Source organism: Dyadobacter sp. CY351 (genome assembly GCF_021502625.1).
Taxonomy (GTDB): domain Bacteria; phylum Bacteroidota; class Bacteroidia; order Cytophagales; family Spirosomataceae; genus Dyadobacter; species Dyadobacter chenhuakuii.
On record NZ_JAKFFU010000014.1, the window covers coordinates 54,011 to 76,301 of the forward strand.

Below are 22,291 nucleotides of genomic sequence, written 5' to 3' on the forward strand. Positions count from 1 at the left end.
CATGTTAACAGTCCGGCAAGATAGTAAGTTTGTAAAAAATATATTTGATTCTGATATCTCAGCCATGATGACAACTATCCTTTCTCTTCTGATCCGGGCTTTGAAAAGCCCGGCAATTTTTGTTTTTACAAGCCTTGGACTTATTAGTTTATTAGGCATTTTGCATCCGCTTTATGCGCAGGATATTTCGCTTGACCCGGTTACTGTCACTTCCTCTCTTGTTGAAAAGCGCGCTTCGCAAACCGGCCGTAACATTGCTGTTATTAAAGGGGAGTATTTCCAAAACCTGCCCGTGCACAGCATCGATGATCTGCTGCGTTATGTGCCGGGCGTGGAAATTCAGGCACGCGGGCCGATGGGTTCGCAGAGTGACATTGTGCTACGCGGTGGAACGTTTCAGCAAGTCCTGATCATTCTGGATGGTTTACGATTGAATGATCCCAACACCGGCCATTTCAATGCTTATATCCCAATTTCTCCTGCTGAAATTGAACGGATTGAAGTTTTGAAAGGCGCATCTTCGGCTATTTATGGCTCCGATGCGGTGGGCGGTGTGATCCATGTTATTTCCAAAACATTTGCAGCACGGTTACAGTCAGGTAATGGTGCTGAAAATGCTGCTGAAACAACAAAAACGAGCATTAATGCAGCATTGACGGGTGGAGAATATGGGTTAAGAAATGCAAATGTCGGCGCATTCGTTCAAAGAAATAAACTGGCGGTTTCAGGTGGTTTTTTATCAAATAATGCCTCAGGCGTTCAGCAGCGTGGCATAAAAGGATACTTTCATAACAACACCGCATCCCTATCCCTGAACTACGCACTTTCCCCGAATTTGAATGTGGCCGTGCGGAGTTCCTATGATCACCGGGATTTCGCTGCTCAGAATTTCTACACAGCTTTAAAATCCGACACGGCCAGCGAGAAGGTAAAAACTTCCTGGAATCAGGTTAAAATCGGTTATAGGAAAGCTAAAACGGCCATCACGCTCGATGGAGGCTATAAATTTGTAAGGGATCAGTATATGTTTAACCCGCATTCCATCGCTAATGACAGCAAATCACAACTGTGGCAGGGCTTGCTGACCTGGCAGCAAACATTTACCCAAAGCACGAACCTGATCGCCGGACTGAATTACCAGAACCGCAACATTGCCTCCAATGACCGTGGCGATCATTCGCTGAGCCAGCTCGCACCATTTATTTCTTTGGTACAAAATATCCGTTCCGATTTCACTGTAACGCCTTCTGTCAGATTGGATTGGCGGGAAAGCATTGGTTCGGAAGTGGTGCCGCAGATTAATTTATCTTACAAAAAAGAAAACTGGCAATTACGCGGAAGCGCAGGCAAAACGATCCGGGATGCCGATTTTACAGAGCGGTTTAATAACTTTCAAAAAGCATTGGTAACGGGCGGAAATGTGGGCAATCCTGCATTAAAAGCGGAAAGATCATTCAGTTATGAAGCGGGCGCCGATTGGTTTTTGACTAATAGCAGCACCAATCAGCTGAAAATTTCAGGCACATTTTTCCAAAGACTCCAAAACGACCTGATCGATTATGTTTCAACGCCGTATGCCCAAATGCCGCGTAAAGACAACCTTTCGCCCACCGGGACTTTTGGCCTTGCATTGAACATTGCAGAAGTGAACACAACCGGCTTTGAACTTGATTTTCAAACAGTCAATACATTTTCTGCCAATCAAAAAATCATTTTCAATGCAGGGTTAACCTGGCTGAACAGCGAAAGCAGCAATGTTGAGCCCTCATTCTACGTCTCGTCACACGCCAAGTTCCTGGGTAATTTTTCTGCGATTTACCAGATTTCCGCGTTTTCGTTCAGTGTAAATGGGTTGTATAAAAACAGGGCAGAACGGGCGGTTTCGGCCATTGAGGCGAACATTTCGAAAGATTATTTTTTACTCAATGCTAAGGCTGAATATGCTTTCCTGAACCGCAGTCTGGCCGTATTTGTGCAGGCCGATAATGCATTCGACGTTCAGTACAGCGACTTGCTGGGCTCCAAAATGCCGGGTCGATGGGCTATGGGCGGACTCAGGTTCAATTTCGCGAAGTAGCTCAATCTTTTTCTTGGTCCGTTACGTATATTCGTTTGGCTTTTAAGATCGATTATGCTTTCGAATATCAACATTTCCCACATCTGCCTGACCATCTATCTAACGGTTCGGAGCGCCGAAATTTTCGGTCAGTCTACGTTAAATGGTGCGAACCGACCGTTAGAAAAATCGTTTGTAGCAAATTTAGGAAATGAGCATACTTTATCGGCTGGAACGGCGAATACGCACCAACGACCAACAGCGCCGGACAACGATAAAATGAATCTCTACTTTTTGAGCGGCTTAGGCGCTGATAAACGTGTTTTCAGCAAATTGGAACTGGATGACCGTTTTGCGGTACATTATATAGATTGGATAGAACCATTAAAAAAGGAAAGTATCACAGATTATGCGGGCAGGCTCGTTTCACAAATTGACACAACCCGTCCATTCCAGTTGGTAGGCTTATCATTTGGCGGGATTGTCGCCTCAGAACTTGCACATATCGTTCATCCAGAGCAGATTGTCATCATTTCGAGCACACCAACCGGCGTCCCGGTTTCCAAATTTTACCAGGGGTTAACCAAATTTTTGTTACTAAGCCCATTCGCAGCTCCGTTTTTGAAATCAACCAATACATTTACCTATAAATTTTTCGGTGCGGATACACCCGAGCTGAAATCGCTGCTGAAATCCATTTTACACGACACCGACAGCCGTTTTTTAAAATGGGCTTTGGTGAGAATGGGCAGCTGGAAAAGACAGGATAATCTCGAAAACCTGTATCACATTCACGGCACCGCCGATAAATTGATCCCGATAAAAATGGTGAAACCCGATGTGTCAATCGATGGCGCCGGACATTTGATGGTTTACGCGCAGGCAAAATAGATTTCAGATATTTTGAATAAGAAATTAAGCGACAACTGGGTTACAACTCCCAATCATTAACCAGGACAATTTTCCCGATATGCCCGCTCGTTTCCATTAATGCATGTGCTTTTGAGGCTTCGTTTAATGGAAATTGAGCTGCTATGACGGTTTTGAAGTCTCCGCTTTCTATAATGGGCCAAACATTCGCCCGTATTTCCTTCGCAAGTGCCGTTTTGAATTCATCGCTTCTATTGCGCAGCGTGCTGCCGGTGATTGTCAGGCGCTTTTTCATGATCATGCCGAAATCTACTTCGGTACCTTCGAGCTTGCCGCCGTTCATGGTGTTGATAAAAACCAGCCGCCCATCTTCCCGCAGTAACCGGATATTTTTAGGAATATAATCACCGCCTACCATATCCAGAATGACGTCTATGCCTTCATTTTTCAGCTTTTCTTCGAAATCATCGGTTTTGTAGTTAATACAAATATCCGCACCCAGCGTAACGCAAGCACTGCATTTTTCCTCCGAGCCAGCCGTTGCGAAAACCTTTGCGCCCCATGCTTTTGCAAGCTGAATGGCCGTAATACCGATTCCGCTTGTGCCACCATGAACCAGGAAATTGTCGCCGCTTTTTAAACCGCCTCTTTGAAATGCATTGTGCCAAACCGTAAAAACCGTTTCCGGAAGGGAAGCCGCCTGCACGAAATCGAAGCCGCCGGGAACAGGCAGACAGTGGCCTGCTTGCGCAACCGCATAATCCGCATAACCGCCTCCTGGCAGCAATGCACAAACGGCATCGCCTTTTTTCCAATCAGCAACATCATGCCCAACCTGCTCAATAATTCCTGCAACTTCAAGCCCCGGAATATCCTGTGGCGCCCATGCCGGTGGTGGATAATTTCCCTTACGCTGAAACACGTCGGGACGGTTGATCCCTGCCGCATAAACCTTAATCAGGACTTGGTCAGCAGCCGGTTGAGGCATTGGCCGTTCCTCTGTTTGAAGCACTTCCGGGCCGCCGGGCTGCGAGATTATAATGGCTTTCATGTTTTTTACAGTCAAATGAAATAATGACTAGTAAATTTCTTTGCCAAACGGCGTGAAGGACAAGCTCATCAGCTTAAAATGTTGGCGCGCAAAGGGCAGACCGATAATCGTTATGGCAAGGATCACACCAAAAATAAGATGCGTAAGCGCAATCCAGATGCCGCCCAGCACAATCCAGAGAATGTTAAATATTGTGGATAAACAGCCGGTGTTCCCCGGAACCTCCCTAACCTGCTGCCCGAAAGGAAATAGCGTCAGGAGACCTATTTTAAAGCATTGTATACCAAACGGAATGCCGATGATGGTCAGGCAGAGCGCCAGGCCGGCAATCATATATTCCAGAAAGACGATGAATCCGCCAAAGATGAGCCAGATAATGTTGCCTATTAAATTCATGTCGGGGTTGTTTTCGTTATTTCCAGTTATCGATCTTCAATAACCTAAAAAATTCGCTTTCCTCAATTTCTTTTACACCACCGGCAGCAAGGTCTCCCAATTCCAAATCCTCTATACTGACCCGGATAAGTCGTTTGCAGCGGTGACCAGCGGTCCGCACCATTTTACGGATCTGATGATATTTCCCCTCTGTCAATGTGATTTTGAGCCAGGTGTTGGGCACTCCTTCCCAGCTTTCACTGGCATGTGGCGCTAATATCTCAGGCCTGGGAATAATCTCAACTTCGCACGGTGACGTCACATATTCAACGTCGCCTTTTATCCGTATGCCAATGCCCGTCCTGAGTTTATGCAGCGTTTCCTCACTGACGTGATGTCCCACATTCACCCAGTAAGTGCGCTTATGCGGAACCTCTCCCTGAAACAGCAGATTGGTTACTCTCTTATTCGTGGTAAGGATCAAAAGCCCCTCAGAATGTCCATCCAACCGTCCAATCGCATGAATCCCCTCCGGAAATTCAAACGCCAGATCCCCCAGCAACCCCACATCATCCGGACTCACAAACTGTGAAACCATATTGGGGGGCTTGTTGATAATGTAGTAATGGTGCAGTGAAGGGGTCATATCGAAGATCTAATGGGCAATAAACTTATTAATTAAGTCAATCACCTTATCAATCTCGTAGTATATTTCCTCATTTCGAAACCGGATTACCGTGATCTCAAACTCGGTTATCAATTCCGTCCGCATCTTGTCGTATTCCTGATTCTCTTCCGTAAAGTGAATTCCACCGTCTACTTCTATGACCAATTTTAGCTCATGACAATAGAAGTCTACGATAAAACAGTGAAGCGGATGCTGCCTTCGAAATTTCACGCCAAGTTGCTTGTTACTAAGCCTGGCCCAGAGTAGTTTTTCGGCGCGTGTTTCATTATCTCTTAATTGCCGCGCCCTTTCGAAAAGCCATGGCGAAGCACCAAAGTGCATCATAATGTGTGTTTTTAGTGTGTAATGTCTTAATTATTCCTTACGCCCCGCTCGGCAATCCGAGTTTGCGTCACACTTCTACCCCCGGTCCCTAAAGGGGAGAGCTTGTTGCAAAAGTAGTGATTGTTGCGTTTGCTGGTATGCGGTTTGCTTGTTCCCCCGGCCCCTAAAGGGGAGAGCATGTTACTTACTAGCAGCAACAAGTCCCCTTTAGGGGATTTAGGGGCAAAACTAGCTTAATGCGCCTTCTCATAATGCCTCCGCAACATATCTTCCCCAAAATCATTTACCAAATCCCTTACCACCGAATGAATGTGGTTGCCTCCGTTTTGGGTGTTGTCGAATTCGATGAGGAAGGTGGGGCCGTGGATGCGGTAATAGTGGCCCTGGCCTGATCCGATGATGTTTTTCTGGTCGCCCATCCAGGCGAAATGTATTTTGTCGAGGCCGCTTTTTTCCAGCTCGGCCCATTGCTGGTTTTTTAATGTTACGTGGTAACGCTGCAAATATGACATGATGAGTTTTTTGAATGCTGCTTTCTGCGCAGCGGTCATTTCTCCCATCGGGATGCCTTGCATTTTCTCCAAAGATGCCTTCCTGGAATTGGAAGTGAACATTTCGTTGGGTGCGGGGTTTCCTATAACGGCTTTTTCGAGCTGCTTTTCATTCAATAAGTGTAATAGTTCAAAAGCTGAATCTTCCTCATTTTTCAGGATCCGCAGGCCCTTTTGAGGAACACTGGCCATGACGTTACCCGGATTACTGCCCATAAAACTCGGTGTGTAAGCAATTTCACCTTTGATGGATGAGAAGTGCAGCGATAAATGATGGCCTTCCACCCGCCAACCCCAGGGATCGCTTCCCGGCTCGCCAAAAACGAGGAATGCAAAGTTTTCGGGATCGCGGTAAGTGTCGTTAGCAGGGCGTGTTTCAACAACCCTGAGCACATTTTCCAGGTCAATGATCTGCTCGGCTTTGGTATAACCTTCCTGGCTCAAAACAAGCCTGATCATATCCATGGCTGACTTCCGCTGCGATTCACTCATGGTTTTGAAAGTAATCCCTTTTCGCTTGCGGGGCGTAAAATTCCAGTCGAAACGGGCAGGATCGTCGTAAGGAAGCTTGGTTTCTGAAAGCTGGTCGGCAGAAAGTGTTTTGAGAAATGCAGTGACAACAGTCGCCATTTGTTTGGCCAGTTTCTCGTCTTTTGTATAACCTTCCAAATCGTGGCCAGTTGCAGCCGACAATGTTCCGGAAGTGCTTATGATGAGCGCATTGGCTAAGAATGCGACTATAATTAAAAGCCTTTTCATATATCTTCAATTTAAATCTTCAAATGGAATCCGTGTAGAAATCAAAAGCGCCCCGACTTGCGAAACTACCAATGCCAGTTGTTGGCCCATTGCAATCCACAGCGCCTGTTATTCCTTAATTACCGGAAAGGGATTAGTTTTGCCGACAATTAAAATTCTTGAATAATGAAGTGGGAAAAATTACTTTCGGCGAAACGGTGGGGCAGTGAAGACAAATACAATGCCGATCCGGCTGAGGCACGATCGGAATTCCAGCGTGATTACGACCGACTGATTTTTTCCTCCCCATTCCGAAGACTGCAAAACAAAACACAGGTTTTCCCGCTCCCGGGCAGCGTATTTGTCCATAACCGGCTTACACACAGCTTGGAAGTGGCCAGTGTCGGCAAGTCCTTAGGAAGGATTTTCTATAATAAACTCAAAAAGGACGATCCGAACATTGATGATAAATTGCCGCTGATCAGTGAAATAGGGAACATTGTGTCGGCCGCCTGCCTGGCGCACGACCTCGGTAATCCTGCATTCGGGCATTCTGGCGAGGCGGCGATCTCACATTATTTTACCAATGACGCCGGTTTACAATATCGAGACAAGGTCACCGAATCACAATGGGCTGATCTGACGCATTTTGAGGGCAACGCCAACGCATTCCGCATTCTCACGCACCCTTACGCGGGCAAAGGTTACGGCAGTTTTGCACTCACTTACTCTACGCTTGCAGCCATTGCCAAATATCCCTGCGAGTCAATTGCAGGACATAATAAATCCAAGATCTACACCAAGAAATACGGCTTCTTTCAGTCGGAGCAGACTGGTTTTCAAAAGATTGCAGCAGATCTGGAATTGGATATGGTTACGGAATCACCATTGGTGTACAAGCGCCATCCGCTGGTTTACCTGGTTGAAGCTGCGGATGACATTTGCTACAACATAATCGACCTGGAAGACGCCCACAGGCTGAAAATATTGTCGTATGGCGAGGTGGAAACATTGTTGCTACGCCTTTGCAACGATCCTAAAATGCCAGCCCGCCTTTTGGAAATTGATGATGAAGATGCCAAAATCAGCTTGTTACGGGCTAAATCCATCAGCACATTGATTTTCCAATGTTCCGAGTTGTTTTACAACGAACAGGATGCTATTCTCAGCGGCGACTTCAACTCAGGCCTGATCGACGCAATCCAGGAGCCTTACCGCTCTGTTATGAAGGACATTGCGAAGATTTCAGTCAATAAAATTTATAACTATTCTTCCGTTGTACAGATCGAAGTGGCTGGTTACAAGGTGATGGGCGGGTTGCTGGAAGAATTTGTTCCTGCTTATCTCAATAACAATTCACATTATTCACGCAAGCTGGTAGATCTGATTCCCAAGCAGTTTATAACATCAAAAACGGACGAATATGCGAAAATCCAGACCGTTCTGGACTTCGTTTCGGGGATGACAGACTTGTATGCGGTTGAATTATTTAGAAAAATTAAAGGAATTTCTTTTCCCTCACTCTCTTAATGTTCGTTTCACCAGTATAAATCTTTGGTTCAGCGTAAAATTAATTCGCCAGTCAAAAGTTTTCTGTAAATTGTTGATCAAATTCATGAGCCCGATCAATCTTTTATGGAAATCAAACAATTGGTGTATACCAATGCCTCCTCGAACGTCACCTTTTCCTTTTCACCCCAACTCTTTTTTGTATTCGGAAACCGGGAACTTCTCGAAAAAAGCGATGTAATTGCCCAGCTGGCAGCACTTTATCCCGAAGCTCTTTTTTCCGGATGCTCCACAGCAGGCGAAATCTCTAACGTTTCGGTAAAAGACAATACCATCATCATTACTGCCATCCGATTTGATGATACAATCGTCAAAAGCTCCAAAGTTGCGCTGGAAGACATTCATTTCAGCAGCATTGAAGCGGGTAAAAACCTCGTTTCACAACTTCCGAAAGAGGGCCTGAAACACGTTTTTGTAGTCTCAGACGGACTGAAAGTAAATGGCACCGACCTTGTAAAAGGCATGGCCGAAGGGCTGGGTTCCGAAGTTTCGCTTACAGGCGGACTCGCCGGCGACGGATCGCATTTTGCAAGAACTGTGATCGTTGAACCCGACGGAAACATTGCCAGTGAGACGGTGGCAGCCATCGGCTTTTATGGTGAAAACCTGACGATCGGCTTTGGTTCGCGGGGCGGATGGGACAGCTTCGGGCTGGACAGGCGTGTGACGAGATCAAAAGAGAATATATTGTTTGAAATTGACGGCGAGCCTGCGCTCGATCTGTACAAATCGTTCCTGGGCGACAAGGCCAAAGAACTGCCTGCTTCCGGGTTACTTTTCCCGCTTAGCATGCGTGATAGCGAAGATCGTGCACCTGTTGTGCGGACGATCCTGGGTATCAATGAAGATGAAAAAAGCCTCACTTTTGCAGGCGACATTCCCGAGGGCTCATTTGTTCGTTTGATGAAAGCAAATAACGACAGGCTTATTAACGGCGCCGAAGAAGCCGCTCAGGCCGCTTCGGAAGGTCTTAAAAACAGCCCTGAGTTTGCCATTCTGGTAAGTTGTGTGGGCAGGAAGCTGGTGCTCAAACAAATGGTTGAAGAAGAAGTTGAAAGCGTATCCGATGTGCTGGATAGTCCGGTGATCACAGGCTTTTATTCGTATGGAGAGCTTGCGCCGTTCAACCGCAATTCGCTGTGCGAGCTGCACAACCAGACAATGACCGTTACAACTTTCAGAGAATATTAAAATGAACATGCCCGAACTTACGGACGTCAATTATCACCGGTTACTGAACCGTCAGATCCGGAAATCGCTGCCGCCCGAACTTGCCGAACATCCCGATCTGCAGGACTTTTTGTTATCTGTAAATCAAGCATATACTGAGTATCAGGACGACCTTGGCCGCGTGGAGCTTATTCTGGAACAAAGCTCCGGCGAACTTTTCAAGGCCAACCGCGAACTGAGCCGCATTGCCGCAGAGAAAACCGAAGAAGCGGAACTTACCAACAAGCGATTGGAAGAAGTGGTGAGCAGTATTACCGAAGTTTTGGTGCAGCTCGATCGGAATGGCAACATTATTTACATGAATAAGGCCTGGGAAACCATCACAGGCTACACGGTAAGTGAATGTCTTACCCGCAACTGGATGGATTTTTTCTCCGATTCGCAAGAGGAGATCAGTGAAATGCTGAGTTCCGGGGAATCGACGATCAATGCGACCATCAAAGTTTTTACGGCACAGAAAAAAGAGATCTGGATAGGCGTTTCGCTTACAAAACAATTCCATGATCATGCGCTGACTGGCTACATTGGAACATTTTCGGACGTTACGGAGCGCGTTTCGGCAGAAAAGAAATTAAAATCCTACATGCGTGACCTGGAACGCATCAATGCTGAGCTGGACCAGTTTGCATATGTCGTAAGTCATGATTTGAAAGCGCCTCTGCGCGCTATCAATAACCTTTCTGAGTGGATTGAAGAAGATATCAGCCATTTGCTCGAAGGCGATACGCTGGACCAGTTCAAACTGCTCCGCGGGCGCGTTCACCGTATGGAAAGCCTTATTAATGGTATTTTATCCTATTCAAGGGCGGGCCGGATGAAGACGGTGAAAGAGCGGTTTGTGATCAGTTCTCTTTTGGAAGATCTGCACGAAACATTCAACAGCAAAAAGCCCGTCAGTTTCGTTTTCGATGGAAATATGTCCATGGAGCTCGAAACGGAAAAAATCACATTGACCCAAATCCTTCAAAACCTGATTTCCAACGGCATTAAATACAATGATAAGCCTGAAATAGAAATCACGGTGGGCTGGACGGAGGAAGACACTAAGTACGAATTTTACGTTCGTGACAATGGCCCGGGCATAAGCCCCGAATTTCACGATCGCATTTTTGTCATTTTCCAAACCTTGCAGGCACGCGACGAGATAGAGAGCACAGGCGTGGGACTAGCCATTGTTAAAAAGATCCTTGACGAAAAAGGCGGTTTGATCCGTATCGAATCTACCATGAAGGAAGGCACCAAATTTATATTTACCTGGCCCAAAAGCGAAGCCAAAGAAGCAGAAATTCCCCTCTAAACATAACCCTTTCCGTAACTAGAATTTCACAAAAATGTTCCCCTTAACCCCAGTCCCCATGACCATATTATTGGTTGAAGACGATGAAGTAGATGTAATGAATGTGAAGCGCGCATTTAAAAAGAACAATATTTCCAACCCGCTTATCGTGGCTTCAAATGGCATTGAAGCGCTTGAAGTGCTACGCTCCGGTTCATCCGACAGCCCAAAGCCGAGAATTGTGCTATTAGACCTTAATATGCCCAGAATGGGTGGAATTGAGTTTTTGAAAGAGATCCGCCAGGATCCTGAACTGAGCTCTTTGTCGGTTTTTGTAATGACAACTTCCAATGAAGACAGCGACAAAATTGAGGCTTTCAACCTGAATGTAGCGGGCTATATTTTAAAACCGCTTTCAATGGACCGCTTCATTTCGGCCGTTTCCACGCTCAACAGTTACTGGACACTCTGCGAATATCCCGGATAATCCAAACAACGCATATTCTCCATTCTATGACCCCTTTCAGTATTCTTCTGGTTGAAGATGATGAGATCGACGCAATGAACTTATTGCGGGCGATCAGGAAGTCTCAGGTGGAGATTGGAGAGGTAAAAATCTGCAAATATGCCGAAGATGCGCTGCTAACCCTTGATTCCTGGGTGCCGGGCTGCGTATTCCTGGATTACCAGCTGCCCAAAACGAGCGGACTGGAATTGCTGAAAAAGATCAAAGAAAGGGCGCCGCAGCTGCCCGTTATCGTGCTCACTTCCCAGGGCGACGAGCGGATTGCCGTGGAAATGATGAAAGCGGGTGCAACGGATTATTATCCCAAATCCGAGATCACGGCCGAAAAGCTGACCAAGGCTTTTCACACACTCGGGCAAATGCTCGAAGTGGAAAAAGACCGGGAAGACGCAAGGCATGAATTAGCAGAGAAAGAGGAATTTATAAATAAAATCGCCCTCCTGTCTCCTAACATTATCTATGTGATCGACATTGAGAAATGGACCAACATTTTTCATAATAAACAAATCTGGAAAATACTGGGCTACTCCGAAGATGACATTGCTACCGACTCTAAGAACGGGCTGAAACAGATTATTAATAATCAGGATCAGCTTACTTTCCGGCGGCATTATCATTATATGCGGCATTATGTGAAGGATGAAGATGTGATCGAAAAGGAGTTCAGGCTCAAACACAAAGATGGTTCGGAAGTCTGGATTATCACTCGTGAAGTGCCGTTTAAGCGCAATGAAGCAGGAACGGTGCAGGAAGTGCTCGGCACGGCAATAGACATTACCAGCCGGAAACAGGCGGAACAGGAACTCATACAAGCGAAGCGCGACGCCGAAGAAGCAACGCGCATCAAGTCCGACTTCCTGTCCACCATGAGCCATGAGATCCGCACGCCTATGAACGGGATTATTGGTTTTACCGATATTCTGTTAAACAGCGATTTCCAGGGACAGGACAAGGAATATTTGAAAATGATCAAAAGTTCGGCTGATAACCTGCTCGTTATCCTGAACGACATTCTTGATTTTTCTAAAATTGAAGCTGGAAAATTCGGGCTGGAAAGTTTTCAGTTTGACTTAAAAGAAAAGCTGGATGTGCTGATCCGGACATTTGATATGCGGGCAAGGGAAAAATCCATTGACCTGCTGTTTGAATGTGCCGATGACGTTCCTAAGATCCTCATGGGCGACGCATATCGCCTGAATCAAATTCTCAATAATCTGGTTGGCAATGCCATTAAGTTTACAGAAAATGGTTTTGTCAAAATTGCCGTTCAGCTGGAAAAAGACCATGGCAGGAATGTGGATCTCAGGATTGATGTATCCGACTCAGGCATAGGCATTTCCGAAGACAAGTTAAACGACATTTTCGAAAGCTTTTCACAGGCGCACCACAACAATGCCACCAGATATTTCGGTGGAACCGGCCTCGGTTTAAGCATTACCCGCAAAATTACAGAACTGATGAACGGCACCATTTCCGCCAAAAGCAAGCTTGGCGAAGGTGCGACTTTCAGTGTTGTGCTCCATTTTGGAAAAGGCGGACTTTCGTTAGAAGAAGAAAAAGCGAGCGCGCCCGAAAACCTCTCACTGAAAGGTTTCAGGATCCTGGCAGCGGACGACGTTCCTGCTAACCAGATGCTGCTCAAACATTTACTCAAAAGATGGGAAGCAGAATTTACCATTTGCGGGAACGGCCGGGAAGTGCTGACCAGCCTCGACGGAAACGATGGTTATGACCTTATTTTAATGGACATTCAGATGCCGGTTATGGATGGCATTACGGCAATGAAAACCATCCGGAGCCAGTATCCGAAATATATGCATGTTCCCGTAATCGCCTTTACAGCAGACACTTTTGCTGAAAACGCCCCGGAACTTGAATCCTGCCATTTCAATGATTTTGTGACCAAACCATTCAAGGCGGACGAGCTGATCCGTGTTATCGCAAGGCATCTTGCATTTAGTAATGCTGCCCGACCTGTCCCGGTCAGCTGATTTTCGTCCAATCGATTTTATCAGGAGTCAACGGAAGCTCTCGCAAACGGCTTCCTGTCGCATCAAAAATAGCATTTGCAATCGCAGCTGACACGGGCCCTTGTGCCGCTTCTCCCGCACCCAGCGGTTCAAGTTCCGGCCGGTCAATCACAAACACTTCTGTGTCAGGCACATCTTCAAAACGGAAAATCGGATAAGTTTCCCACGAACTGCTTTCCACACCATTTGCACCATACTGAACTTGCTCCAACATGGTCCAGCTCGCAGCCTGGATCATCCCGCCGGAAGTCTGATTGATAATCCCGTCCGGATTAATGGCTTGCCCTGCATCAATTACGCCTGTCAATTTTACCAGACGGTAGGTTTTTGCCGCCCTATCCAGCTTGATCTCGGCCTTCACAGCGAAGTAGGAAGCATTGTTTTTATATTGAGCAAAAGCAAAACCCTTTCCTAATCCGGGCTCTTTTTTCAAATCCCAACCTGCTTTTTTCACCAAAGTAGTAATCACTTCTTTGGCCCTATCATCGTTTAAATGATCCAAACGGAATTGAACGGGATCTTTCCCGGCTTTCGCCGCCAGCTCATCCATGAAAGATTCCAATGCGAAAATGTTGCCATAGGCACCCAAACTTCGCAAAGCAGAAGTCCGTAAAGGGCCTTTATAACTGTGAACAGAGGCATTTTTGAATTCAAAATCATACAACGGAAGCGAATTCCGATGCGTGCCTCCTGCAAATCCACCGCCTTCAAAAGCAAATGGCTTTTCCAAATGCTGTCCTGCAATTAAATGCCCCGCCTTTCCACCTGGCCGTGAACTATGTGTGTCCGACCATATATCTGTTTCCCAGGCAGTTACTTTGCCATCAGCAGTCAATGCAGCCTTAATTTTCAGCACCATAGCAGAACCATAAGGCTCCCATTTGTGCTCGTCTTCGCGCATCCATTGCACACGCACCGGCTTTCCAGGCATTTGCAGAGCCAGTAATGCAGCATCACCTCCCACATCATCGGCGCCATTATGTCCATAGCAACCCGCGCCCGGCATGCCTATGACCCTGATTTTTTCCAGAGGCAGACCCACCAAATCGCTGATTGTGCTTCGCAAAGGATACACGCCCTGCGTATGTGACCAGATCGTCAGCTGATCATCCTTCCAGAGACCGATCGCGCAAGACGGGCCTATGGAGCCATGCATTTGATAAGGCCGCTTATATTCCGCTTCGAGTGTTATTCTGTTCTCCCAAACCTTACTATTTGGACTTTTATCTCCTTCCACAATTTCGCCGGCACTGCCATTTTTGATCATATCAGCGTACAACTGACCTGGCAAAGGCGTTATCGGCATGCTTTCCCACTTGGCCAGCTCCTTCATCTTACCCAACGCCTTCATGCTCTCGTATTCCTGCGAAGCAATCACAGCCGCGAAGTTTCCATTGACTACAACCTTCAAAACGCCAGGGGATTTTTGGATTTGTTCCGTTGGAAGCGAAATCAATTTGGCATTATAAACCGGTGGCCTCATCACCCGCGCATGCAACATATCCGGGAACCGCAGATCCTGGATAAAATGAGTTTTCGCCACCGCTATCTCTTGAATGTCAGTCCTTTTGATCGGCTTACCGACAAGCTTGTAATCACCAGGCTTTTTCAAATCAGCCTTTCCAGTGACTTCTGCTTCAAGACGTTTTCCTTTTACAAGATCTGTATAGGCAATTGTTTTCTGATTTTTGGCTGATTTAACAATTCCACTTTGAACCGAAAGTTCATTCACATTTGAGCCTAATTCCTTTGCTGCCAATGTCAAAAGATACTTCCGAGCCTCAGCAGCAGCATTTCTGATCGCATTGCCGCTTCCTTCAATGGAACCGCTTCCGGCCGTATAGCGCTCGTCCTGCGTTTGCCCGGTGTCCGCAATGATAATCTGCACCTGCTTCATCTCAATGTCCAGTTCCTCAGCCGCCATTTGCATTAATGCCGTCCTTATGCCCTGCCCAAGCTCCATTTTGCCTGTTAACACCGTCAGAATGCCGGTATCATCAAATCTGATCCACGAATCAATTGCCTCACGATCTGCGATCAACGTTTGTTCCGGCGAGTAACATTCATCCGGCTGCATAGAAAATCCAAGTCCGGGCATGAGCGTAAAACCCATCAGCAGATAACCCGAACTCCGGAGAAAACCACGTCTGCCAGACCTTATATCATTCAATTCGTCCATCATTTATTCAATTTAGCAGCCGCCTTTTTTACAGCACTAATAATGCGCGTGTGCGTTCCGCATCGGCACAAATTCCGTTGCAAAGCCTGCCGTATTTGCTGGTCAGTTGGATTTTTGTTTTCTGTTAAAAGTGCCTTAGCCGAAATGATCATCCCGCTAGTGCAATAGCCACATTGCGCAGCCTGCTCTTCAATAAATGCCTCTTGGATCGGATCAAGCACATTATTAATGGAAAGTCCTTCCAATGTTGTCACTTCATAAACTGCCGCAGCCGAGCCGGGAATTACGCAAGAAGGTTGCGCTTTGCCATTCAAGAGCACCATGCAACTGCCGCAACGTTCTATGCCACAGCCATATTTCGGGCCGTTCAGTTGCAGGTTATTTCGTAAAAGATAAAGCAGCGGCATTTCCGGGTCCGCCGTAACGCGGTGGGTTTTGCCGTTCACTTTAATGTTAATCACCTCAGCCATATTGTACTCTATTTTTTACACCAGAATAATAAAATTAAGCCGCCGCCATGATTTAACTACTTGCTTTTAAATCTTTTAAGATGCTTCTCTCGTATGTGTTATCATATTCAGAAAGAGTTATGAAAGCGCAGGCACGGATCACACTAATACTTTTAATGATTTTATTGGGCGCATTTATGCTCACATTATCAGGTTGTTCTTTTAAAAGGATAACGAAGTCGAAGAATATTGTATACCAAAAAGCAGATAAAACTTCCGCAGAACAGCAACTTAATGTGTTTGCGCCAAAGAAGCATTCCGAGGCTAGTGATGTCCTGATTTTTGTCCATGGCGGCAACTGGAATTCCGGCAAGAAGTCGCAATACAACATTATTGGAGGACATTGGGCCAAAAAAGGGGTGGTAACCGTGCTTGTGGACTACCCACTAAGCCCCTCTGCTGGCTATGATGCCATGGCCGTTTCGGTTGCCAAATCTGTTGATTGGGTGAAGAAAAATATCAGTCAGTATGGTGGAAATCCTGACAGAATCTTCCTATCCGGACATTCCGCAGGCGGCCATCTTGCGGCATTGGTTGCCACGGATGAACACTATTTCAAAAACATCGGCCTGGAAGATCCGCTTGCGGGTGTGATCCTCATCGACGCTGCCGGCCTGGATATGTACGGATATTTGCAAGAAGAAAAATTCGAAAAAGGCAACACCTATCTCAACACATTTTCCAACAACCCCGACACCTGGAAAAAAGCCACACCGCTTTATCACCTGCACAGCAACATGCCTCCCATGCTCATTTACCGGGGCGGAAAGACCTATCCTTCCATCCTGGCAAGCAACGAAAAATTCATCAAAGCCCTAAAAACCTACGCGCCAGAAACACCTTACCACATTCAAAAAGGCAAAAAACACATTCCCATGATCACTCAATTTTTCAATCCCTGGAATGGTAGATATGGGGAGATTTTGGAGTTTATGAAAACCGCGGATAATCAGAGAGAATTGCCGGAGGATAAGCGGGAGGCAGAAGCTTTTCTTCGGGATTGACAAACATGAATCCAAACATTACTTGCAATTAATAGATCTGCGCGCCACAATGCGCTTAATAGTCTCCATTGCCTGCTCATTAGCAACATGCCTGTTCTCTCGGACCGCTTTTATAAGCTTTTTAGCTTCTTTGCCAATAACGGCTTTGGAAACTGTATTTGATATAAATTTCATAGTGTTAGATGCATCTTGACCCATACGAATATATAAATACGACTCAACTATAATCTCACAAAAAAATAAACGGCAGGAATGAAAAATTTAAAGGCAATACCAACATTATGGATTTCTCCGTAAAACAACTATCTTTGGAAAATGAAAACATTCAGCTCCGTAGAAGAAGCTTTTGAGTGGTGGGTAAAGAATTTATATCCTACATTGACGCCGGAGATGAAAAGAGGGAAAGCGGTGCAGGCAATGCAGGATTACATATACGGAAAAGGAATATCCGAAAAACGAATGAAACAAATTTTGCTCGAATATGGTCATTTTGAGATCGAAACATTGGTCAAATACAAGCCTTAACAAGGCTTTTTATTTACCTGAATTTTATGGAGTTCTCCGTAAATCAGGTCTGCAAAAAAACCCGGAGCATTGCCACAGAACAATGGCATCCGGGTTCGGTTCAATCAAGTTCACAATCAAACTTCATCAAAAATATGTACACACTACAAAATTCAGCAAACAAAGAAATGAACGGCGGGAATGAAAAAATTATCGGTAACGAAGCTGCGTTAAGGCAGCAATTTGAGATCGTAAAAGAGTTTTTTCAAACAGATAAAGGAAGCGAAATGATTGGGTCGCTACACGCAATGATAGAAACCTTTTTATTTACAGAAAACCTGAGCCAGGTAACACCAGAAATGCGGGAACATATCGTGAACCAGCTCCGTATGGCAACTTTGATTGCAAAGCTCGGGGATGGTTATAAGAACACATTATATGCCTGAAACATTTGCCAAATCAAGGGAAACCGGATTAACAAACCGAAAAAACCTTGGTCTCTGTAGTAATATAAATCTTCCTATCCTTGGCCAGGTCCATTTGAAAACCGCCTGTGAAAACGCCGAAGCTGGGTACGATGGCTTGATGGTTATCGATTACGAAACACGGCAGACGCACGCTTTGGCGGCCTTTTCCGTAGGTTGTGAAAACGGGGTGAACGTGGCCGGCAAAAATGAATTTTTCTGAAACTGCATCGACTTTTGGGTGGTGGGTGAAAATGAAATTGTCTTCTTCATAATCGTTTAAATGCACTTCCAGGTTGCATTCCAGGAACATACTTACCGGGAGAATGTCGTGATTGCCGATAACGATCAGCATTTCAATGTAATGATGTGCCGTGCGCCAGTTCTTGAAAAGCTCCCATTCAGCATTGTATTGGGCATGAAACAGGTCTCCCAGGAAAATGATGCGGGTGGCACCGGTGTTTTGGACCAGCTCGTTTAATCTTTCGAAATTGTTTTCAATCGCATTGGGCGGCACCGCAATTCCCTCTTTTCTGAAATGGGTGATCTTGCCTAAATGAAGGTCTCCGATTAGTAATGTCTGCGTTTCCTGCCAAAAAATGGCTCTTTGTGTGAGTAAAATAAAATGGTTTTCTTTGATTTCAATCTGCATTACTATACTGTTTGATCATTTTCTGGATCCGGTCATCCAGCTTTTCTGATGTAAGTTGCTCGCGTAGCCGGTCTACCATTATAGGGAACGAAAAAGGCGTTGGTTTGCGGGTTTGTTTAACAATTATTTTCTGAGTTGCGATCCGGTCAAGCGCCTCCCGCATCCGCACTTCCTCCAACTGGTAAGTCAAAACTTCCTGGTAAGCCTGCTTGATCAGCAAATTGTTGTCTTCATATTTGGTCATTACCGTAAACAGCAGCGAGCTGGAAGCCTGTAACTGCCGTGTTTTGACATTTTTGCCCGGATAACCCTGAAACATTAATCCCGAAATTGCGGCAATTTCCCTGAATTTCCGTTTGGCCATTTCGGTTGCATTCACACTTTGATAAATGTCATCGACCAAATGCTTCGTAGAAAAAAGATCAACTTCCTTCATTACCTGCTCAAAATCAACATATTGATCACTCAATAATTCAAAACCATAATCATTCATAGCCACTGAGAATGTAATGGGTTTGAGTTGACTCAGGCGATAGGCCAATATAATGGACATCCCTTCATGCACCAAACGGCCTTCGAATGGGAATATAAAAATATGATGACCTTCCCGGGTTTCACATTGCTCTATAAGCAGTTCGTCGGTTTTTGGGATCATAGACCGGCTTGCCTGCAATTCCAATAATGGCTGCATTTTGGCCAGTTCGAGCTCTTTATGCGGATTTTCAAGGGCATCGGCCAATCGCTCGCGGATGAATGTGGACAACTGCGACGACAGCGGCATTCTTCCGCCAGCCCAGCGCACCAGAAAGCCTTTTTTACCCTCTGCTTTTTTGACACTAACCGTCATTTCATGGATCCGCAAGAACTCAACGGTCATACCCGCGAAAGTAAAAACGTCCCCCGGTTTCATCCAGGTAACAAACGACTCCTCTACCGTCCCGAGATATTTCCCGCTTTGCAGCTTCACCTTAATGCCTGTTTCCGAGACAATCGTTCCCATACTCAGTCTGTGACGCAATGCGACGCGTCGGCTCGTCACCTTATACAGGCCATCGACACGCTCTACTTTCTTGTACTCATCATATACATGAAGCGAAGAGCTTCCGGTGGTAATGTATCCCAAAAGCCACTCCCACTCCTGCCGGTTCAGATATTGATAACCATAAGCGTCACAAACTTCATCAAATAATTGAGCCTCATCAAAACCTTCGCCCACTGCCAAAGTCATCATCCACTGCGCCAACACATCGAATGCATGAGCCACGGGCGGACGGTCTTCCAGCATATTTTTGGCGACGCCTTCCCGAAGCGAAACAGCCTCAATCAGCTCCAAAGCATTCGTAGGACAGAAATAAATCTTACTATCCACGCCCGGCCTGTGACCACTCCTGCCCGCTCGCTGAATAAACCGGGCAATGCTCTTGGGACTGCCAACCTGAATGACCGTATCAACGGGCCGGAAATCGACCCCTAGATCGAGGCTGGCCGTGCATATAACCAGTTTGAGCCGCTCGTCGTGCAGTGCTTCTTCCACCCAATCCCTTATTTCCCGGTCCAGCGATGCATGGTGCAGCGCCATAATGCCAGCAAATTCAGGATATTTATCAATAATGGTGCGATACCAGATTTCGGTTCCGGAACGCGTGTTGGTAAAAAGCAGCGTCGTATTACTCTCATTGACGATTTTTACCACCTGGTCAACCAGGCTCGTCCCCATATATCCCGACCACGGCAACGTCTGCACGCGTTCAGGGATAATGCTTTCGACCAGGATTTTTTTATCTGTATTTGCCTTGATCACCATGGACTTGGCAACCGGGAACTTCATGCCGAGCAGCACATGTTTCGCCTCGTCGAGGTTGCCGATGGTTGCCGAAATGCCCCAGGTTTGGAGATCCGGCTTGATGCTTCTGAGCCTTGCCAGCGCCAGTTCCGTTTGTGTCCCGCGCTTGCTGCCCATAAGCTCGTGCCATTCATCGACGACGATGGTGTGCAGGTTTTTAAATATTTCTGTGCTGTTTTTTTGTGCAAAAAGAATGTGCAGGCTTTCCGGCGTAATGATCAGCGCATCAGGCATTTGCTTTTTCTGATCGCTTTTTTCTTTTGCATTAGTATCGCCGGTGCGAATGCCTACGCGCCAGGTCAGGTTCATTTCCAGCGCAGCGCTTTCCATATTCCGGAATAAGTCCTTGGACAATGCACGCAATGGCGTGATCCACAGAACTTGCAAACCTCGTTTTGGTTTGAGTTCCTTATTCGCCTTTTCATTAATATGCCGGATCAATATCGGAAGCCAGAGCGAATAAGTCTTTCCACTCCCCGTCGGCGCATTCACCAGGCCGCTTTTTCCATCCAAATAAGCCTCTGCCGCCTCCTTCTGAAACGCCGCCCACTTCCACTTCTTGGCCTTAAACCAATGTTCAACGATTGTATGTCCGGGGGATTTGGTCAAAGGGATGTCTTCTTTTGAATTTTAACTAAATAAAGCCGCTTAACAAGTTGAACAATTATTATTCCATTAGCTTTTTTTGCTCACTAACTTCATAAATGCCGAAATTGAAATTGCCATTATATCTTCGCCAAGGAAAAATGTATCATTGCCTGAATAAATCACAAACTTTCTTTCAGGTTTCAGGTCTTCACATGCGACGTGAAATCCTTTTGACAACTTTGGGTAAAAACTTTTTTTAATTTCGATAGCCCAATTCTCCCCATTCCCAAATTCTAAAACAAGATCAATTTCCGCTCCGCCAGGGCTTCCGTAGTAATATGCCTGCGCACGAGTGTGAAGTATGCTCATAATATTTTCTATCACAAATCCTTCCCAACTCATTCCGACAACAGGATGGCCCAGCAAGTTGTTATGGTTTTCAATATTTAGCAAAGCATGAGTAATGCCACTATCTCTGACATACACCTTCGGACTACGGATAAGTCGTTTCCCTGTATTGAAAGTCCATGGCTTCAATCTTCTAACAAGTAACAAATCAGTCATCAAGTCAAGATATCTCGCAATTGTGACGCTAGATACATCTAGGTTTCTTGCCAGGTGGGAAGCATTAAAAACACTTCCCTGGTTATGGGTAAGCATGGTCCAAAATCTTTCCAAAGCCGCCGCTGGGATTCTGGGCCCCAGCATTGGAATATCACGTTCCAAGTAGGTTTTAATGAAATTAAGCCGCCATTCGAAACTAGCTTGATCTGACTCTGCCAGAAGGCTTTCCGGAAAACCTCCCCGAACCCAAAGCATATTCAGCTTTTCCTGATCATCTTCTGCATATTCCAAAACATTGATGGGGAATAACTCCAGATAAGAAATTCTGCCAGCCAAGGACTCTCCCGATCTTTGTAAAAGGTCCATAGATGCTGATCCTAGAAATAAGAATTGTCCATATCTATTTCCTTTTCTACGTTCTTGATCTATAATCCCTCGTATTTCTGAAAATATCTCCGGAATTCTCTGTACTTCGTCAAGCACAATTAGCTTCCCTTCGTTTGCTAAATGAAATATTCTAACGTCATCTATCCTAATGAGGTCTAGTCTGCTTTCTAAATCCAAATAGACGGAAGGTAAAGTTTCAGTTAAGTCTAGTGCTAGGGTCGTTTTGCCAACCTGACGAGGTCCCATTAACGCCACAGAAGCATTCCGAGTCAGTGCCGTTTTTACCGTTTCTTCTAAAATTCTCTTTATCATC

At 45.8% G+C, this 22,291-nt stretch carries 20 protein-coding genes; 10 read left to right on the top strand and 10 right to left on the bottom strand.

Translation table 11 applies throughout. The features are described from left to right. The first annotated feature begins 64 nt into the window (after positions 1 to 64). Both L0660_RS23130 and L0660_RS23135 read left to right on the top strand, forming a co-directional pair. A complete protein-coding gene (locus tag L0660_RS23130) occupies positions 65 to 2,077 on the top strand; it encodes a TonB-dependent siderophore receptor (RefSeq protein WP_235161513.1) in 2,013 nt (670 codons plus the stop codon). Between the two features lie 54 nt (positions 2,078 to 2,131). Beyond that, on the top strand, positions 2,132 to 2,947 hold the full coding sequence (locus L0660_RS23135) for an alpha/beta fold hydrolase (protein WP_235161514.1): 816 nt from the start codon (positions 2,132 to 2,134) through the stop codon (positions 2,945 to 2,947). Between the two features lie 40 nt (positions 2,948 to 2,987). Here L0660_RS23135 and L0660_RS23140 read toward each other — a convergent pair whose 3' ends face one another. The 5 genes from L0660_RS23140 to L0660_RS23160 all read right to left on the bottom strand — a co-directional run bounded on the left by L0660_RS23140 (position 2,988) and on the right by L0660_RS23160 (position 6,674). Further along, a complete protein-coding gene (locus L0660_RS23140; RefSeq protein ID WP_235161515.1) occupies positions 2,988 to 3,977 on the bottom strand; it encodes an NAD(P)H-quinone oxidoreductase in 990 nt (329 codons plus the stop codon). A gap of 27 nt (positions 3,978 to 4,004) precedes the next feature. Further along, positions 4,005 to 4,373 carry a YccF domain-containing protein gene (locus L0660_RS23145; protein ID WP_233798865.1) on the bottom strand — a complete coding sequence of 123 codons (369 nt, stop codon included), beginning with the start codon at positions 4,371 to 4,373 and terminating at the stop codon, positions 4,005 to 4,007. A gap of 16 nt (positions 4,374 to 4,389) precedes the next feature. Beyond that, positions 4,390 to 4,998, bottom strand: coding sequence for a pseudouridine synthase (locus L0660_RS23150; RefSeq protein ID WP_235161516.1), 609 nt, complete (start codon positions 4,996 to 4,998; stop codon positions 4,390 to 4,392). A 9-nt stretch (positions 4,999 to 5,007) separates the two neighbouring features. Next, the gene (locus L0660_RS23155; RefSeq protein WP_235161517.1) at positions 5,008 to 5,364 is read right to left on the bottom strand and encodes an endonuclease domain-containing protein; all 357 of its coding nucleotides are present in this window, start codon (positions 5,362 to 5,364) and stop codon (positions 5,008 to 5,010) included. A gap of 233 nt (positions 5,365 to 5,597) precedes the next feature. Next, on the bottom strand, positions 5,598 to 6,674 hold the full coding sequence (locus L0660_RS23160; protein ID WP_235161518.1) for a DUF3500 domain-containing protein: 1,077 nt from the start codon (positions 6,672 to 6,674) through the stop codon (positions 5,598 to 5,600). Positions 6,675 to 6,839: 165 nt separating this feature from the next. On the opposite strand from L0660_RS23160, the gene L0660_RS23165 reads away from it, so the two are divergent. From L0660_RS23165 to L0660_RS23185, 5 genes are all read left to right on the top strand, one after another. After that, positions 6,840 to 8,183: a deoxyguanosinetriphosphate triphosphohydrolase gene (locus tag L0660_RS23165; protein WP_235161519.1), complete on the top strand. Its 1,344-nt coding sequence runs from the start codon at positions 6,840 to 6,842 to the stop codon at positions 8,181 to 8,183. Between the two features lie 105 nt (positions 8,184 to 8,288). Further along, positions 8,289 to 9,413 (top strand): FIST signal transduction protein, encoded by a 1,125-nt coding sequence (locus tag L0660_RS23170; RefSeq protein ID WP_233798869.1) that lies wholly within the window; start codon positions 8,289 to 8,291, stop codon positions 9,411 to 9,413. A 7-nt stretch (positions 9,414 to 9,420) separates the two neighbouring features. Next, positions 9,421 to 10,749 carry an ATP-binding protein gene (locus L0660_RS23175; RefSeq protein WP_235161520.1) on the top strand — a complete coding sequence of 443 codons (1,329 nt, stop codon included), beginning with the start codon at positions 9,421 to 9,423 and terminating at the stop codon, positions 10,747 to 10,749. 58 nt (positions 10,750 to 10,807) lie between these two features. After that, positions 10,808 to 11,215, top strand: a complete 408-nt coding sequence (locus tag L0660_RS23180; protein ID WP_233798871.1) for a response regulator — start codon at positions 10,808 to 10,810, stop codon at positions 11,213 to 11,215. A 26-nt stretch (positions 11,216 to 11,241) separates the two neighbouring features. After that, the gene (locus L0660_RS23185) at positions 11,242 to 13,245 is read left to right on the top strand and encodes a response regulator (RefSeq protein ID WP_235161521.1); all 2,004 of its coding nucleotides are present in this window, start codon (positions 11,242 to 11,244) and stop codon (positions 13,243 to 13,245) included. Here the strand turns inward: L0660_RS23185 and L0660_RS23190 are convergent. Further along, positions 13,238 to 15,466: a molybdopterin cofactor-binding domain-containing protein gene (locus L0660_RS23190; protein ID WP_235161522.1), complete on the bottom strand. Its 2,229-nt coding sequence runs from the start codon at positions 15,464 to 15,466 to the stop codon at positions 13,238 to 13,240. The genes L0660_RS23185 and L0660_RS23190 overlap by 8 nt on opposite strands. Then, entirely contained in the window at positions 15,463 to 15,933 is a 471-nt protein-coding gene (locus L0660_RS23195; RefSeq protein ID WP_235161523.1) for a (2Fe-2S)-binding protein, read from the bottom strand. Before L0660_RS23195 ends, L0660_RS23190 begins: the two co-directional genes overlap by 4 nt. 119 nt (positions 15,934 to 16,052) lie before the next feature. Here L0660_RS23195 and L0660_RS23200 point away from each other — a divergent pair, with 119 nt between their 5' ends. The 3 genes from L0660_RS23200 to L0660_RS23210 all read left to right on the top strand — a co-directional run bounded on the left by L0660_RS23200 (position 16,053) and on the right by L0660_RS23210 (position 17,926). Next, positions 16,053 to 16,976: an alpha/beta hydrolase gene (locus L0660_RS23200; RefSeq protein ID WP_235161524.1), complete on the top strand. Its 924-nt coding sequence runs from the start codon at positions 16,053 to 16,055 to the stop codon at positions 16,974 to 16,976. Positions 16,977 to 17,291: 315 nt separating this feature from the next. Continuing rightward, positions 17,292 to 17,501: a hypothetical protein gene (locus tag L0660_RS23205; RefSeq protein WP_233798877.1), complete on the top strand. Its 210-nt coding sequence runs from the start codon at positions 17,292 to 17,294 to the stop codon at positions 17,499 to 17,501. A gap of 134 nt (positions 17,502 to 17,635) precedes the next feature. Continuing rightward, a complete protein-coding gene (locus L0660_RS23210; protein ID WP_235161525.1) occupies positions 17,636 to 17,926 on the top strand; it encodes a hypothetical protein in 291 nt (96 codons plus the stop codon). A 28-nt stretch (positions 17,927 to 17,954) separates the two neighbouring features. Here L0660_RS23210 and pdeM read toward each other — a convergent pair whose 3' ends face one another. The 3 genes from pdeM to L0660_RS23225 all read right to left on the bottom strand — a co-directional run bounded on the left by pdeM (position 17,955) and on the right by L0660_RS23225 (position 22,290). Next, positions 17,955 to 18,596 carry a ligase-associated DNA damage response endonuclease PdeM gene (gene pdeM, locus L0660_RS23215; RefSeq protein WP_235161526.1) on the bottom strand — a complete coding sequence of 214 codons (642 nt, stop codon included), beginning with the start codon at positions 18,594 to 18,596 and terminating at the stop codon, positions 17,955 to 17,957. Then, positions 18,586 to 21,048 carry a ligase-associated DNA damage response DEXH box helicase gene (locus tag L0660_RS23220; RefSeq protein WP_235161527.1) on the bottom strand — a complete coding sequence of 821 codons (2,463 nt, stop codon included), beginning with the start codon at positions 21,046 to 21,048 and terminating at the stop codon, positions 18,586 to 18,588. Before L0660_RS23220 ends, pdeM begins: the two co-directional genes overlap by 11 nt. Before the next feature lie 66 nt (positions 21,049 to 21,114). Continuing rightward, positions 21,115 to 22,290 (bottom strand): ATP-binding protein, encoded by a 1,176-nt coding sequence (locus L0660_RS23225; protein ID WP_235161528.1) that lies wholly within the window; start codon positions 22,288 to 22,290, stop codon positions 21,115 to 21,117. Position 22,291: the final 1 nt, after the last annotated feature.

What these genes read in the sequence shown, in the direction of transcription:
- L0660_RS23210 (WP_235161525.1), top strand. Translation starts at nt 17,636, where the DNA reads ATGTACACACTACAAAATTCAGCAAACAAAGAAATGAACGGCGGGAAT.
- L0660_RS23155 (WP_235161517.1), bottom strand. Translation starts at nt 5,364, where the DNA reads ATGATGCACTTTGGTGCTTCGCCATGGCTTTTCGAAAGGGCGCGGCAA.
- L0660_RS23165 (WP_235161519.1), top strand. Translation starts at nt 6,840, where the DNA reads ATGAAGTGGGAAAAATTACTTTCGGCGAAACGGTGGGGCAGTGAAGAC.
- L0660_RS23150 (WP_235161516.1), bottom strand. Translation starts at nt 4,998, where the DNA reads ATGACCCCTTCACTGCACCATTACTACATTATCAACAAGCCCCCCAAT.
- L0660_RS23170 (WP_233798869.1), top strand. Translation starts at nt 8,289, where the DNA reads ATGGAAATCAAACAATTGGTGTATACCAATGCCTCCTCGAACGTCACC.
- L0660_RS23225 (WP_235161528.1), bottom strand. Translation starts at nt 22,290, where the DNA reads ATGATAAAGAGAATTTTAGAAGAAACGGTAAAAACGGCACTGACTCGG.
- L0660_RS23175 (WP_235161520.1), top strand. Translation starts at nt 9,421, where the DNA reads ATGCCCGAACTTACGGACGTCAATTATCACCGGTTACTGAACCGTCAG.
- L0660_RS23185 (WP_235161521.1), top strand. Translation starts at nt 11,242, where the DNA reads ATGACCCCTTTCAGTATTCTTCTGGTTGAAGATGATGAGATCGACGCA.
- L0660_RS23205 (WP_233798877.1), top strand. Translation starts at nt 17,292, where the DNA reads ATGAAAACATTCAGCTCCGTAGAAGAAGCTTTTGAGTGGTGGGTAAAG.
- L0660_RS23180 (WP_233798871.1), top strand. Translation starts at nt 10,808, where the DNA reads ATGACCATATTATTGGTTGAAGACGATGAAGTAGATGTAATGAATGTG.
- L0660_RS23190 (WP_235161522.1), bottom strand. Translation starts at nt 15,466, where the DNA reads ATGATGGACGAATTGAATGATATAAGGTCTGGCAGACGTGGTTTTCTC.
- L0660_RS23130 (WP_235161513.1), top strand. Translation starts at nt 65, where the DNA reads ATGATGACAACTATCCTTTCTCTTCTGATCCGGGCTTTGAAAAGCCCG.
- L0660_RS23200 (WP_235161524.1), top strand. Translation starts at nt 16,053, where the DNA reads ATGAAAGCGCAGGCACGGATCACACTAATACTTTTAATGATTTTATTG.
- pdeM (WP_235161526.1), bottom strand. Translation starts at nt 18,596, where the DNA reads ATGCAGATTGAAATCAAAGAAAACCATTTTATTTTACTCACACAAAGA.
- L0660_RS23160 (WP_235161518.1), bottom strand. Translation starts at nt 6,674, where the DNA reads ATGAAAAGGCTTTTAATTATAGTCGCATTCTTAGCCAATGCGCTCATC.
- L0660_RS23195 (WP_235161523.1), bottom strand. Translation starts at nt 15,933, where the DNA reads ATGGCTGAGGTGATTAACATTAAAGTGAACGGCAAAACCCACCGCGTT.
- L0660_RS23140 (WP_235161515.1), bottom strand. Translation starts at nt 3,977, where the DNA reads ATGAAAGCCATTATAATCTCGCAGCCCGGCGGCCCGGAAGTGCTTCAA.
- L0660_RS23145 (WP_233798865.1), bottom strand. Translation starts at nt 4,373, where the DNA reads ATGAATTTAATAGGCAACATTATCTGGCTCATCTTTGGCGGATTCATC.
- L0660_RS23135 (WP_235161514.1), top strand. Translation starts at nt 2,132, where the DNA reads ATGCTTTCGAATATCAACATTTCCCACATCTGCCTGACCATCTATCTA.